8 protein-coding genes are annotated in these 14,392 nt (G+C 65.9%); 2 read left to right on the top strand and 6 right to left on the bottom strand.

All coding sequences use genetic code 11. The features are described 5' to 3' along the window. Window positions 1–68 precede the first annotated feature (68 nt). A complete protein-coding gene (gene putA, locus VIG90_RS00805) occupies window positions 69–3,185 on the bottom strand; it encodes a bifunctional proline dehydrogenase/L-glutamate gamma-semialdehyde dehydrogenase PutA (RefSeq protein ID WP_331591469.1) in 3,117 nt (1,038 codons plus the stop codon). 149 nt (window positions 3,186–3,334) lie between these two features. On the opposite strand from putA, the gene VIG90_RS00800 reads away from it, so the two are divergent. Next, window positions 3,335–3,787, top strand: coding sequence for an Lrp/AsnC ligand binding domain-containing protein (locus VIG90_RS00800; RefSeq protein ID WP_331591468.1), 453 nt, complete (start codon window positions 3,335–3,337; stop codon window positions 3,785–3,787). Window positions 3,788–3,820: 33 nt separating this feature from the next. Here VIG90_RS00800 and VIG90_RS00795 read toward each other — a convergent pair whose 3' ends face one another. The 5 genes from VIG90_RS00795 to VIG90_RS00775 all read right to left on the bottom strand — a co-directional run bounded on the left by VIG90_RS00795 (window position 3,821) and on the right by VIG90_RS00775 (window position 12,980). After that, on the bottom strand, window positions 3,821–5,803 hold the full coding sequence (locus VIG90_RS00795; protein WP_331591467.1) for a putative bifunctional diguanylate cyclase/phosphodiesterase: 1,983 nt from the start codon (window positions 5,801–5,803) through the stop codon (window positions 3,821–3,823). Window positions 5,804–6,213: 410 nt separating this feature from the next. Next, complete coding sequence (nhaA, locus tag VIG90_RS00790; RefSeq protein ID WP_331591466.1) at window positions 6,214–7,428, bottom strand: Na+/H+ antiporter NhaA; 1,215 nt, start codon at window positions 7,426–7,428, stop codon at window positions 6,214–6,216. Window positions 7,429–7,716: 288 nt separating this feature from the next. After that, entirely contained in the window at window positions 7,717–9,405 is a 1,689-nt protein-coding gene (locus tag VIG90_RS00785; RefSeq protein ID WP_331591464.1) for a hypothetical protein, read from the bottom strand. Window positions 9,406–9,549: 144 nt separating this feature from the next. Then, window positions 9,550–11,097 (bottom strand): leucyl aminopeptidase, encoded by a 1,548-nt coding sequence (locus tag VIG90_RS00780; RefSeq protein ID WP_331591462.1) that lies wholly within the window; start codon window positions 11,095–11,097, stop codon window positions 9,550–9,552. 146 nt (window positions 11,098–11,243) lie between these two features. Beyond that, window positions 11,244–12,980 (bottom strand): hypothetical protein, encoded by a 1,737-nt coding sequence (locus VIG90_RS00775; protein WP_331591460.1) that lies wholly within the window; start codon window positions 12,978–12,980, stop codon window positions 11,244–11,246. Between the two features lie 215 nt (window positions 12,981–13,195). On the opposite strand from VIG90_RS00775, the gene VIG90_RS00770 reads away from it, so the two are divergent. Next, complete coding sequence (locus tag VIG90_RS00770) at window positions 13,196–14,383, top strand: class I SAM-dependent rRNA methyltransferase (protein WP_331591458.1); 1,188 nt, start codon at window positions 13,196–13,198, stop codon at window positions 14,381–14,383. The last annotated feature ends 9 nt before the right edge of the window (window positions 14,384–14,392 follow it).

The raw sequence follows: 14,392 nt of genomic DNA, 5'->3' as shown, positions 1-14,392 counted from the left end.
CTTCCGGCACAAAAAAAGGGCGCGGGAAGAGTATACGCCTTCCCGCGCCCTTCGTCACAACCCGGTCGTCAGCTGGCCAGGTCGTTCTCCAGCGCCAGCAGCGAGGTGTTGCCGCCGGCTGAGGTGGTGTCGATGGAGACGGTGCGCTCCGCTGCAAACCGCAGCAGGTAGTGCGGGCCGCCCGCCTTCGGGCCGGTGCCCGACAAGCCCTCGCCGCCGAACGGCTGCACGCCGACGACTGCGCCGATCATCGAGCGGTTTACGTAGAGGTTGCCCACATGAGCCGTGGCGGCAACGGTCTGCGCAGCTTCGCCGAGGCGGCTGTGCAGGCCCATGGTGAGGCCGTAGCCCGAGGCGTTGATGCGCTCGACCAGCTGCGGCAGCTCGCCCGCCTTCCAGGTGGCAACGTGCAGCACGGGGCCGAAGATCTCTTCCTTGAGGTCTTCCGGCTGCTCCAGCCGCACGAGGGCGGGGCCGACGAAGTTGCCGTTCGCCAGCGCCTCGGGCACCGGCAGGCGATAGAGGATGCGGCTGGCGTTGCGCTCCAGATGGTTCTGGATCTTCGTGCGCGCCGCCTCGTCGATGACCGGGCCGACGTCGGTGGACAGATCGCCCGGATCGCCCAGCCGCAGCTCCCTCATCGCGCCTTCCAGCATCTCGAGGATGCGGGGGGCGACGTCTTCCTGCACGCAGAGCAGGCGCGCCGCCGAACAGCGCTGGCCCGCGCTCTGGAAAGCGGAGATGATGAGATCACGCACCACCTGCTCCGGCAGGGCGGTGGAGTCGACGATCATGGCGTTGAGGCCGCCGGTCTCGGCAATCAGCGGCACGATGGGGCGGTTGTCGTCCGCCAGCAGCGAGCGGGCAATGCGCTTGGCGGTGCCGGTGGAACCGGTGAAGGCAACACCCATCACGCGCGGATCGCTGGTGAGCGCAGCACCCACGTCCGGGCCGCCGGGCAGCAGGTGAAATGCGTCTGCCGGCACGCCTGCCTCCAGAATGAGGCGGGCGGCATGCGCGGCAATGAGCGGCGTTTGCGGCGCGGGCTTGGCGACGACGGCATTGCCCGCTGCCAGCGCGGCCGTGATCTGGCCTAGGAAGATGGCCAGCGGGAAGTTCCACGGCGCGATGCAGGCGAACACGCCCCGGCCGGTGAGGCGGAGGGTGTTGCTCTCACCCGTGGGGCCGGGCAGCGGCATGTCCTGGAACAGCTTGCGGGCCTGAACGGCATAGTAGCGGCAGAAATCCACCGCCTCGCGCACTTCGGCCAGCGCATCGGGAATGCTCTTGCCCGCCTCGCGCACGGCAAGGGCCATCAGCGCGGCGCGGTCACGCTCCAAAAGGTCGCCCAGCTTTTCAAGGGCGGCCGCGCGGGTTTCAACGTCCGCGCCGTTCCACGAGCGGAAGGCGGCGTGGGCAATGCCGATGGCGCGGGAGACGTCCGCTGCGCTGGCCTCGACCACGGTGCCGACCTGACGGTTGCGGTTGGAGGGGTCCAGCACCGGACGGGCCTCACCCGCCACCAGCGCGCCGTTGATCAGCGGCGCGGCGGTGTGCGTGCGCGCCCAGACCTGCTGCATTTCCTCAAGCAAAGCGTTGGTGATGCCCTCTTCGGACATGTCGATTCCCTCTGAATTGCGGCGCTCGGCGCCGTAGATATCAAGCGGCAGCGCAATGGCCGGGTGCGGCGTGCAATCAAGACCAGCCAGCGTGGAGGCCGGGTCACGCAGCAGGTCATCCGCCGCGACCGAGGAGTCCGCCAGCTGATGCACGAAGCTGGAGTTGGCCCCGTTCTCGAGCAGGCGGCGGACCAGATAGGCGAGCAGGTCGCTATGACCGCCGACGGGCGCATAGACGCGGCAGTTGTAATCACCGGCCTCGACCAGCGGATCGTGCATGCCGTTGCCCATGCCATGCAGGCGCTGGAGCTCGAAGTCGCGCCGGTCTCCCGCCCAGGTGAGGATGGCGGCAACCGTGTGAGCGTTGTGGCTGGCGAACGCCGGATAGAGGTGTTTCTTCTGAAGCATGGCCCGGGCGCAGGCGAGGTAGCTCACGTCCGTCGCCACCTTGCGGGTATAGACCGGATAGCCTTCCAGCCCCTGCTCCTGCGCGCGCTTGATCTCGGCGTCCCAGTAAGCACCCTTCACCAGACGCACAGTGATCTTGATACCGGTGTCGGCGGCGAGGGCATCCACCCAGTCAATTACGGCAAGGGCGCGCTTCTGGTAGGCCTGCACGGCCATGCCGAGCCCGTCCCACCCCTTCAGCTCAGGCGCGCGGGCAATGGCCTCGATGATATCCAGCGACATTACCAGCCGGTCTGCTTCCTCGGCGTCCACGGTCAGGCCGATGCCGGCCTCCCGCGCCATGACGGAGAGGCGCACCATGCGCTCGATCAGCTCGGGTACGCAGCGGTCGGCCTGCGCCACCTCATAGCGGGGATGCAGCGCAGACAGCTTCACCGAGACGGTGTTGCGGTCCCAGAAGTTCTGCACGGAGGCAGCGTCGCGGCCCACTGCCGCAATGGCGTCCGCATAGGCCTGGAAGTAGCGCTCCGCATCTTCCGCCGTGCGGGCGGCCTCGCCCAGCATGTCAAAAGAGTAGCGGTACAGGCGGTTCTTGCCGCTGCGCGCGCGGGCCAGCGCCTCGCCGATGGTGCGTCCGAGTACGAACTGCTCGCCCATCACGCGCATGGCCGCGGCCACGCCCGTGCGGATGAACGGCTCGCCCATGCGGGTGATCAGCTTCTTGAGGGCGCCTGCGGTTTCGTCGTTTTTCACCAGCGCCTTGGTCAGCACGAGGCCGAGCGTGGCGGCATTGACCAGAGCGGAGTCCGACTGGCCCTTGTAAGCTTCCCACCGGGCCGACGTCATCTTGTCGCGAATGAGGGCGTCTGCGGTCAGCACGTCCGGCACGCGCAGGTAGCTCTCGGCCAGCGTCATCAGCGCCAGCCCTTCGGCGGTGTTCAACCGGTATTGCTGCAGAAAGCTGTCGATCAGGCCGCCATGGCCGTGCTCCCGCACATGGCCGATGAGCTTGCGCCCCGTTTCCAGAATAGCGCGCTGCTCCTCAGGCAAGGGAGTTGCCTGCGGTACGAGACCCGCCAGCACGTCTGCCTCGGGAGCGCGATACAGGCCCGGCATACGGCCGCGGATGGCGGCAAGAGAGGCTTCGATGTTCCTCATGGAGCTATTTAGTCCCACACTGGTGATATCATCGTTATCATCTGAAAAACGTCGAATGTGCTTTTTATATCACGGCCTCTCGCCGATTTTTCATCGACTAAACCCTTTTCCAGCCGCATATTCTTCGATTGTAGAACGGGGAGGGAAGCATGGACGATATCGACCGGCGTCTGCTGCGCGATTTGCAGGCCAACGGACGCATCACGAATCAGGAACTGGCGCAGCGGAACAGCCTGTCTCCGGCCGCCTGCCATGAGCGCGTGCGGCGGCTGAAGGAGCAGGGCTACATCAAGGGCTACACGGCCATTCTTGATCCCGACAAGCTGGACCGCTCGCTCCTGATCTTTGTCGAGATCCATCTCGACCGCACGACGTCCGACATCTTCGACGACTTCGCGACGGCCATCCGCAAGATGCCGGACGTGCTGGAATGCCACATGGTGGCGGGCGGCTTCGACTATCTGGTGAAGGCGCGGGTGGCGGACATGGAAGCCTACCGCCGCTTTCTGGGCGACACGCTGGTGCGCCTGCCCGGCGTGCGCGAAACGCGCACCTATGCCGTGCTGGAAGAGGTCAAGAACACCCTCGCCATTCCGGTGTAGGGGCCGGTTTAGGGAAGATGCAGCCGGCCCGGATCAGACCCGGGCCGACTTGTCCTGATCGGTATAACCAAGCGGGCGGCCGAGCAGTCGCTGGGCGGAGGCGGCCGGCAGCGGCGGCGAGAAGAAATACCCTTGCGCGGTGGCACAGCCCATGGCGAGCAGGGTTTTCGCGTCCTCAAGGGTTTCAATACCCTCGGCGATGACCGGCAGGCCGAGACTGCGCCCGAGGCCGATGATGGACTTGATGATGGTGGCGCTCTGCTCCTGCCCATGCATGGTGCGGGTGAAGGAGCGGTCAATCTTGATCTTGTCCACCGGCAGCTGGGCCAGATGGCCGAGGCACGAGTAACCGGTGCCGAAGTCATCGAGCGAGATGCGCACGCCCCGGCTCTTGAGGCCGTAAAGGATGTACTTGGCGGTGCGGATGTCGGACGCCAGGGCGTTTTCCGTCACCTCCACCTCGAAGCGGTGCGCCGGGAAGTCCACGTCCGCCAGCGCGCCGAGCAGCTTGCCTGCCAGCTTGGCGTCGATGAGCTGGCGCTGGGAGATATTGATGGCGATGGTCGGCTCGCCCGGCCAGGCACGGGCCTCCTTGAGCGCGGCGCGCAGCAGGGAGAAGGTCAGGTCGTTGATGAGGCCCGAATCTTCCGCGAAGGAGATGAAGGCCGTGGGAGCGATGATGCCGCGTGTCGGGTGGCTCCAGCGGGCGAGCACCTCGAAGCCCTGAATGGCGCCGGTCGCCAGATCGACCACCGGCTGGAAGTAGGGAACGATCTGCCCTTCCTGAATGGCCTGCTTCAGCTCGGTCTGGAGGCGGGCGCGCTCACGCAGGTCCGCGTCCATCACCGGCTGGAAGAAGCGCACCTCGCCGCGGGTTTCGGCCTTGGCGCGGGCCAGCGCCACGTCCGCCTTGCGCAGCAGTTCGTCGGGAAGCGCGGAATCGTCCGGCCAGATGGAAACGCCCGCCGTTGCGCGCACGTCCACGTCAATGCCTTCCAGCAGATGCGGCTGGCCGATCAGGTCGATGATGCGCCGTGCGACGCGCATGGGCGCATCCTGGCTGTTCTGGCAGCTGATGGCGATGACGAACTCGTCATCCCCCAGCCGCGCGGCAATCTCATCCTGCCGGACGGAGGAGATGATGCGCCGACCGGCCTCGCGCAGAACCCGGTCGCCCACGTCATGGCCGAACTGGTCGTTGATGGCGCGGAAGCCATCGATATCCAGCGCAATGACCGCGAGGCGCTGGCCGGAGCGCTCGCCCCGGATCATCATCTGCTGGATTTCCTCGATCAGGCGCTGCCGGTTGGGCATGCCGGTGAGCGGATCGAAGCTGGCGAGTTGCTCAAGCCGGGCCTCCGCCACGGCGAAGGCCGCTTCGGACTTGCCCATGTCCCGGTTCAGGCGGCGCCAGATGATCGCGAAGAACAGGGCCGCCAGCACCATCAGGCCGCCCGAGACCAGCCAGGAGCGAACTTGAATCCGGCGGATCTCATTCGTGACGCTCTTGCGGACGGATTGGCGCAGTTCCTCCAGCTGGTTGCGGAACGCAAGGCTGGTGTCGCGGTAGCCGGTGGAATTCACAAGCGCCTGCGCCGCTGCAAGGTCATCGGCATAGACCATGCCGAACACCCGCTCGTCGATGCCGCGCCGCGTCCGCCCCAGCTCGATGAGCCGATCACGGGTTTCCTGGCTGGTATCTTCCGGAAGATGCTGGACGATCTGGTCGATCAGTTCCGCCCCGCGCGGCTCAAGGCCGTTGTAAACGCCAATCCAAATGCTGGAGCCGGTGGCAGCGGCCATTCCGGTGGCAGCGGTCATCTCATGGCCGGTCAGCGCAACCTGCCAGGACAGGTCGATGACCTTGCTGGCACTGGCCAGAACTTCACGGTAGCGATGGTGGACGTAGGCCTGATCTGCCAGCACACAGCCAAACACGAAGGCCAGTCCCACGAAGGCGAGCAGAACCATGCGACGCGCCGTCTGCGTCGCCTGCCGGACGCTGAAGTCGCCCAAGCCGCCTCGCCCCCCTGCCTTCATACCGTCTGTCGTCCCTCCCTGCCCTGCATGGCCAGAGATCTCAGCCCGACCAGGTGGGGTGAGGTTAGTCCCTGGAACATATTCAAACAATAATAGAAACCTGCATACTTAACCAAATGGTTAACGGGTTGTCCGGATCAGACTGTTTTTGCCTGCGAGAAGGCGAAACAGGTAAATAGTCAAGACTGCCGGACCTGAGGGGCTTGGCGGATATCCGTAAGTAAATGATCTTAGGTTAATACAATTAACTGAAATTAAAGGACGTTTCTGTCCCGCACCAAAACGCTGCGGCCTTCAGGCGCGGCAGGGCAGGCGCCTGTACGGCGCACCGAACAAAGTGCGAAGGGTGGGGCCCGGCCGGCCCCCTACCCCCCATTTTTCTCGAATTACCCCTGCGACTCCGCGCGCTCCACCTCGCGCGGCCGGGGTGCGAGGGCCAGCACGGCAACGCCGACCAGCGAGGAGAGAAGCGAGCCGGTCAGGATGCCGAGCCGGACTTCGTTGAGATACAGCGGCGTCGTGAACGCCAGGCCGCCGATGAACAGGCTCATGGTAAAGCCCACACCGCACAGGATCGCCATACCGTAGAGGCTGACCCAGCCTGCATTGAACGGCATGCGCGCCCAGCCCAGCCTGATCATCAGCCAGCAACTGCCAAAGATGCCGATCTGCTTGCCAACAAACAGCCCGGCGGCGATGCCCAGCGGCAGCGGCTCCAGCAGCAGGGCGAGCGACAGTCCCTGAAGATCCACGCCTGCATTGGCAAAGGCGAAGATCGGCAGAATGGCGAAGGCAACCCAGGGGTGCAGCGCATGCTCCAGCCGCTTGAGCGGGGATTTCTGCTCCGGCCGCCGCGTGCGCAGCGGAATGGTCAGCGCCGTCAGCACACCCGCGATGGTGGCATGCAGACCTGACTTGAACACGAAGAACCACAGGAAGGCGCCGACCAGCAGGTAAGGCCAGAGTCGCATCTGCCCCGAGCGGTTGAGGATCGCGAGCAGGACGAGGCACACCACCGCGCCCAGCAGATACGCCAGACTCAGCTCGGCCGTGTAGAACAGGGCGATGATCACGATGGCGCCCATGTCATCCACCACCGCAATGGCGGTGAGCAGCACCTTCAGTGACAGGGGCGCGCGGCTCCCCACCAGCGAGAAAAGACACAGGGCAAAGGCGATGTCCGTGGCGGCCGGAATGGCCCATCCGCTCAGGGTCTCGGGCGTGTTTATGTTGAAGAACACATAGACCAGGGCAGGCATAGCCATGCCCGCAGCGGCGGCCACCACCGGCAGGGTGATCTGGTCGCGGCTGGAGAGCTGGCCCTCCAGAATCTCCCGTTTGATCTCAAGGCCAACCAGCAGGAAGAAGATGGCCATGAGACCATCGTTGATCCACAGGACGGCAGGCTTGGTGAGGCTGTAGGCTCCAAAGCCGAACGTCATGGGGAAGTTCTGAAGCAGGTCGTACAATCCGGCGAAATCCGAATTGCGCATCAGGATGGCAACGGCAGCGGCCAGCAGCAGCAACAACCCACCTGCGGCTTCCATCCTGAAGAAATTCACCAACATGCGCGCTGGGCCCCACTGCGCCTCTCGGCTCATCAACACCTCCATACACAGGCAACCGCCGTGGCGCGTTCCCGCACCGCCGCGATGATTCATCCCGGGAAAGGACGCCAGGCGCATGCGCTCGTCTGACCGCGGGTCCTTATATAGCTGGCCCCATATGGCTGGCCCCGAGAGACAGGCCCGAGGGGTCAGGCCCGATCAGACAGAAACGCCCGGCTCCGGCCCGGCGCAACGCGCCGGGAAGCGAGGTCGCAACATAGAAACCGTCGCAAACGGGAACAACAAAAACCGGACCGGAAAGGTTCGAAACCCTCGGCGTGCTCAGCGCTCAAGCCCAAGACTGTCTGCCAGTTGGGCGCGGGTGAAGGGTTTGGGCAGAAGCACCGCAAGGCCGTTTTCGAGCGTGCCCGTGCGCGTGATGTCTGCCGACATCAGAACGACGCGAAGGTGGGGAAGCCATGCCTTTACCTGCCGGGCAAGCTCTGCGCCGTCTTCGCCATCTCCAGGGGGCAGACCGGAGAGCAGCACGTTGATGGACGGCACGCGCTCCAGCCGGGCAAAGCCTTCGGAAGGTGTTGCCGCCACGCTGACCGAGCAGCCCAGGCTGGCGAGTTCCGCCATCACCGACTCCCGCAGCAGTTCGTCCTCTTCGACCACTAGAACATGCAACGGCTCGACATGCGGAACGGGGGCCGCGGGGTGAGGGACAGCCGATGCGGTAGCAGGCGATGGAGTGGCCGGCGGTGGAGTGGCTGGCGGGGCGGGCTCTGCCAATAGATGCGTGCCGACAGAGGAAAACACCTCTGCCCCCTCCAGGTCAGCCTCGGCACCGAATGCCCCGCTCGCAACTCCGTCAAGCACCAGGGGCAGCCGGATTTCCAGAACCGGTCCACGGCCTGGCTCCTCGACGAACTCGGCTTCTCCGCCGGACTGCCGAATGAACCCGGCGACCAGGCTGAGGCCGAACCCGCCGCCGACAACCGATGACGTACCGATGCTGTAGGGCTCGTCCAGCAGGCGATGCGCCTGTTCCATTGAAAGTCTCTGACCTGAACGGGCAATGGTCAGCACAACGCTCCCGGCCAGGCCGTCGGGCGCGGCATCTGCCACCGGCACAGTCTCGAACCGGGTCGACAAACTGACCCGTCCGCCGTCCGGCAGCGTGGAGCGGCAATAGACCAGAACCGTGGCCACAGCGGCGCACATCTGCTCGGGATCGATCAGGACCGGGCATGGATCATCCGCAAATTCGTAATGCAGCTCTATGTCCGGACCCACCGCCGCCTTCAGCCTGACCGCGTCGGAGCGCAGCAGGTCATGCAGGTCGATCACCTCGCTCTGCAAGTCCTGATGCCCGGCAAAGGAGCGCAACTGGTCCGCCAAGGCTGCGCCGCGCTGCGCTGCGCCGTTCATCCTCTCGATCCGGCGGCGCACCTTCTCCGGCAGGTTCTGCTCCAGAAGCAGGATTTCGCTGGCAGTCAGGATAACGGTCAGAACGTTGCTGAAGTCATGCGCCAGTCCTCCGGCCAGCCGGGTCATCGCCTCCTGCTTGTCAGACTGGTACTTCTGAAGGGCGTTGACCCTCCAGGCCGGCTCCGGCTCGTCAGGCGCGCTGGCGGCGCGGGCATCGGCGGACCGGACCCCAGGCGCGGGCTCGGCAAGGTCTAGCGGTCGTTCTGTTATATCCGCCCCGGTGAGCATATCAGGAGACGGCGCGGAGGCCACCGGGCGGAAGCGCAGCACGCCCGCCAGCGCGAACAGGCCCGCAATCAGGCCGATGGCTTCCGTCGCGATACGGTCCGGCGAGGCCGAGACCCGGTGCAGAATGGTAAAGACCGCACCGATCAGCAGCCCCGCGCCCACGATGGCAAGCCCCGCCAGCATGAGCCGGACACCGACGGGCGCGAAGCGCCAGGCCGGTCGGCGAACGACAAGGGCAATGAGAACGGTCAGCCAGACAGCGCAGGCAAGACCGCGCACCAGATCAGGACTGAGCGTGAACAGCGTCATCGCCTCTGGCCTTTCCAGAAAAGCAGCGGGGCCGGGCGGCAGGCGCCCGGCCCCTCTCCTTGCGCAACCGCTGAACACCGGTTTGGTTCAGCAACGGCGCAAGGTTTCGCTTCTCTGGAAAGCTTCGGCGGACTCCAGCTCCCCTTACCTGGCCTCGTAGTGGTCCCGCACCAGCTGGTCGAGCAGGCGGATGCCGAAGGCGGTCGCGCCGCGCGGCTTGGTCGGCTGGGCCGCGTCGAGCCAGGCGACGCTGGCGATGTCCAGGTGCGCCCACGGGGTTTCCGGCGCGATGAAGCTGCCGATGACCTGTGCGCCGATGCCTGCGCCCGCATAGGCGCGGCCAGAGGCCGAGCCCTTGATGTCCGCAATGTCGGAGGTGATGCCATTGGCATAGTCCGGGTGCAGCGGCAGACGCCACACTTCCTCGCCCGTCTTGTGGCCGGCATCGAGTACCTGCTGGGCAACCGCATCGTGGCGGGAGAACAGGCCCGCGTAGTCATCGCCCAGCGCCGTGCGCACCGCGCCGGTCAGGGTGGCCACGTCCACCAGCAGGCGCGGCTTGAAGCGCACCTGCGCGTAGGTCACGGCATCGGAGAGCACGAGACGGCCTTCCGCGTCGGTGCTGATGACCTCGATGGTCTTGCCCGACATGGTCTTCAGCACGTCGCCCGGGCGGATGGCGCCGCCGCCCGGCATGTTCTCGGCCAGCGCCGCGATGGCAACGGCGTTCACCTTCGCACCGCGCTTGGCCAGATTGAGCACGGTTGCCGTGGCGGTGGCGGCCCCGGTCATGTCGTACTTCATCTGCTCCATGCCCGAGCCCGGCTTCAGCGAGATGCCGCCGGAGTCGAACGTGATGCCCTTGCCCGCGAACACCACCGGCGCGTCATTGGCGCCCGCGCCGCGATAGTGAACGACCAGCAGGCGCGGCGGGCGCTTGCTGCCCTGACCAACGCCGAGCAATGCACCCATGCCCAGCTTTTCCATGGCCGGAACGTCCAGCGCCTCGACCGTCACGTTGCTCACGCCCCGGAACGCATCGCGGGTGCGCTGCACGAATTCCTCCGGCCACAGGGCATTGCCCGGCTCATTGACCAGATCGCGGGCGAAGGCCACGCTCTCGGCCAGCGGTTGCCAGGATTGCTTGTAACGCTGCTCGGCGTCCTGCGGGTTGGCGGCATGAACCACCAGCTTGCGGGCGGGCTTGGCTGTGCCGCTGCGGTACTTGTCGAACCCGTAGGAGCCCAGCGCCGCGCCGTTGGCGATGTGCGCCGGGGCTTCCGCGTCCGTGCCCTCCGGCACTACCACATGCACCGCATCCGTGCCCGTCGCCTTGGTGGCGGCCCGAGCGCCGTAATCCTCCAGCGCCACGCGGGTCAGCGCATCCTTGCCCACACCAACCAGCAGCAGCGAGCGATAGCCCGCCACGCCGTAGAGCGGCAGCACCTCACCCGCCTTGCCCTTGAACCCTGCGGCCTGCATGGCCTGTTCCAGCGCACCCTGACCGGCAGCGTTGATGGCAGCAGCCGAACCTGCCAAGCCGCCTTCGGCCACCGGCAGAACCACGGTCTGGTTCCGGGGCAGCTCGGCCCCGGCAAATTCAACGGCAAGAGGGGCCGCCGCGGCAGGCGCAGCGCTGAAGGCAACAGCAGCAGCGGCAACGAACAGGGCCGCCATGCGTGACATGGACATCGAGGGCAACTCCATCTGACCGGGGCAATACAATCCATGCTCGCGCCGCTCCCCCGGCTCGCCCACGGCGCGCAAGATTATTCCCCAGTCAGACCGAAGCTGACGGAAACTGTCAAGCTGTGGAGATTAATGCCTGTGCGCCGAACCTACCTCTGCAGGCGGCTGCCGAGCTTGCCCGCCAGATGCTCCAGCGTGGCGATGCGGCGGTAGAGCATCATGTCTGCCACGTGTTCCATGCGGAAGAAGCGCCGCATGGCGGGAAACTCCAGATCAACGACACGGCCCAGGTAATCCGGGGCCATGTAGCCGGTGGGGTTGAGGCTCGGGCGGCCCTTCACGGCCTGCTTCATGCGCCAGCCATACCGGCGCAGCCACGGCGGGCGGTAGAGGCTGACCGCTTCGGACAGGCGGTGGCCGAAGCTGGCGGGCTCGGTGAAGCTGTGGCCATAGGCTGACATGTAGCCGGCAAGGCGTGGGTGAATGGTCGCGAGCAGCTGGCTCTGGAACGCGCCGTGGTTGCGGGCGGACACCGGAATGCCGATGGTGTGCCGTACGATGTTGTATTCGAAGAACGGCATGAAATAGCTGCCGAAGCGGCTGACCAGACTGATCTCCCGCCCGAAGAAGGCCGGGCAGCGGAACAGCGGGTAGGCGCTTTCAACTTCAGCCCGGCTGAGATTGCCGTCGCCGCTGCTCAGGGCGCGGCACAGCTTGGCGTCCATCGCATCGAAGTAGGCGGTTTCCTTGAATTCCGCCGTACAGTCGTCCGGGTCGAAGCCGGAGTAGAAGGCGTAGAGAATGTCCCGGCTTTGGAAAGGACGGTCGCGCAGGTAGAAGTAGTTGCGGAAGATTTCCCCCGCCGCGCCGGAGACGGCCAATGCGCCGCCCCTGGCCCGATTGTGACGCGCCACCGAATTGCCGCCGTTGTCGAACAGGCCGCCGTCGATGGGCACGCCGTCCATCTCGTGGAAGTTGTGCTGCACGATCTCGGCGAACTGGTCCGGGTCCACCTTCGCGTAGGCGGCCTTGTTGAACACCTCCACCTCGAAGCCCTCGGCCTTGCCGATGGCGGTAGCGACGGACACGTCCTCGTCCCCCGGCGTGCCATAGACATAAACGTGCGGCTTCACGCCCGCGTCCAGCAGCAGGGCGAGGACAAGGCGGCTGTCGAACCCGCCCGAGAGCGGACACTGGATGTTGTCGCCGAAGGTCCTGAGCGGCGCGGCGAACAGATCGCGCAGCCGGTCGGCCTGTCGCTTCGCATCGGCCGCGGCGGGATCGAAGCGGGCATTCAGCCCCTTGGTGACGGCGTGCACCAGCACCGTCTCGCCCAATTCCAGCTGCTCGATGGGAGCCAGTTTGGTGATCTCCCGCAGCACCGTCGACTCGCCCAGCGGCGTCGCGTTGAAGGCAAACTCGTAGACGCCCTGCGCATCGAAGCTGACGCGCGGCAGCGCGCCCGCCGCGGCAAGGAAGGAGGTGGTCACCACCTCGTGCCCCGGCGTTGCATAGACATGGAACGCGCCGAAGTAGTCGTTGAAAACGTACAGCCGCCCGGCCTTGCTCGCCAGCAGCGCGAAGTGGCCGGTCACCCGCTCCCACTGGTTGAAGGGCAAGGTCAGATCATGCAGCAGGCGCAGCAGCGCCGCCTCGCTCGCCTCGCCGTCATAGAACAGCGTGCCGGCCACGGCGATGAAGTCGTCCCCGTCCCGGGCGTAGGTCGCCGCCGGGCCGGGATGGATGTGCCCGACCACAAGGCCCGTGTGGGCAGGCGTCTCGATGCGCCGCGGATTTCCGAAGCCGTGGGCCGCAAACTGACGCTCTGCCGCCGCCAGCCGCTCCTGCGCGTCGTCATCCTTCCGGCAAACAAACCAGCCGCCCATAAGTCCGCTATCCCCCCCGGTTCGCAAGCATTGGCCACCCTAACGGCCACGCTTCCGATCATATAGACGGGCATCTTATAGAGGGAACGTCACCAGATGCCTACCGCGCGCCTTGCAACGCATCTGGTTGCCATTTCGCCGCATCGGACCATCTTCAAGGTGGCCAGACCTCACGATCCATTGCAACTCATGGCGCGTACGGCTACGTCCTCCACATGACCTCCGAAGAAAACGAACCGAAAATTTTCCTTGCCCGCAGCACCAAGCCCTCTGCCGTGCGCGGTCGACCCTGGGTGTTCTCCAACCAGATCCAGTTCTCGGCAGACGTGCGCGCCATCGCGCCCGGCACCGTGGTGCGGCTGGCCGAAGCCGACGGACGCCTGCTGGGCCTGTACCACTTCAACCCCCATTCGCTGATCGCGGCGCGCCTGCTCACCCGCAACCACAGCCGCTCGATCGATTTCCGCTACTTCAAGGAGCGGATCGAGAAGGCTCTGGCTCTGCGTGAGCGCCTGTTCGACCGCCCGTTCTACCGGCTGGTGCACGGCGAGGGCGATTTCCTGCCCGGCCTCATCGTCGACCGCTATGGCGACACCCTCGTGGTTCAGCCGAACACGGCGGGTATGGACGCGCACAAGGACCTTATCATCGAGGCCCTGCAGTCGGTGCTGAGTCCCGCGAACATCGCGCTCATCTCCACCGGCCCGGCCCGCGTGCTGGAAGGCCTTGAGCCGCTGAGCGAAGTGCCGGTTGGCGCCATCGATGGTCCGGTGCAGCTGGAAGAGAACGGCCTCACCTACTTTGGTGACATTACCGGCGGCCAGAAGACCGGCTGGTTCTTCGACCACCGCCTGAACCGCGCCTTCGTCTCCCGCCTCTCCAAGGGGCAGGACGTGCTGGACCTCTACACCTACGCCGGTGCCTTCGCACTGGCGGCGGCGCAGGGCGGCGCGACCAGCGTGACCGCTGTCGATCGCTCCGAATCCGCGCTGACGCTGGCGAACAAGGCGGCCGAGGCCAATGGCCTTGCCGACCGCGTGACCACGCAGACGGCGGAAGTGTTCGAATATCTCCAGAACGACACCCGCCACTATGGCGTGGTGGTGGCCGATCCGCCGGCCTTCGCCAAGACGCGCAAGGACGTTCCCTCCGCCATGAAGGGCTACGAGAAGCTGGCACGCCTCGCCGTGCAGCGCGTTGCCCCGGATGGCCTGCTGTGCATCGCCTCGTGCAGCCATCACATTACGGCGGAATCCTTCCAGGAAGCCACCAGCGCGGGCATCCGCACCGGCGGGCGCGCGGCACGGCTGATCCACTCGGCCGCTGCCGGTCCGGACCACCCGGTCCACCCGCTGCTGCCGCAGACCGCCTACCTCAAGTTCCTCGTGTACGCGCTGGACTGAGTTCGGACG

Source organism: Pedomonas sp. (assembly GCF_036515995.1).
Lineage (GTDB): Bacteria > Pseudomonadota > Alphaproteobacteria > Sphingomonadales > Sphingomonadaceae > Pedomonas.
The sequence above is the reverse complement of the archived record's forward strand: the minus strand, read 5'-3'. Positions and strand labels throughout refer to the sequence as shown.

Coding starts and splice junctions, on each gene's coding strand:
- VIG90_RS00785 (WP_331591464.1), bottom strand. CDS start 9,405: ATGACGCTGTTCACGCTCAGTCCTGATCTGGTGCGCGGTCTTGCCTGC.
- putA (WP_331591469.1), bottom strand. CDS start 3,185: ATGAGGAACATCGAAGCCTCTCTTGCCGCCATCCGCGGCCGTATGCCG.
- VIG90_RS00780 (WP_331591462.1), bottom strand. CDS start 11,097: ATGTCCATGTCACGCATGGCGGCCCTGTTCGTTGCCGCTGCTGCTGTT.
- VIG90_RS00800 (WP_331591468.1), top strand. CDS start 3,335: ATGGACGATATCGACCGGCGTCTGCTGCGCGATTTGCAGGCCAACGGA.
- nhaA (WP_331591466.1), bottom strand. CDS start 7,428: ATGAGCCGAGAGGCGCAGTGGGGCCCAGCGCGCATGTTGGTGAATTTC.
- VIG90_RS00775 (WP_331591460.1), bottom strand. CDS start 12,980: ATGGGCGGCTGGTTTGTTTGCCGGAAGGATGACGACGCGCAGGAGCGG.
- VIG90_RS00770 (WP_331591458.1), top strand. CDS start 13,196: ATGACCTCCGAAGAAAACGAACCGAAAATTTTCCTTGCCCGCAGCACC.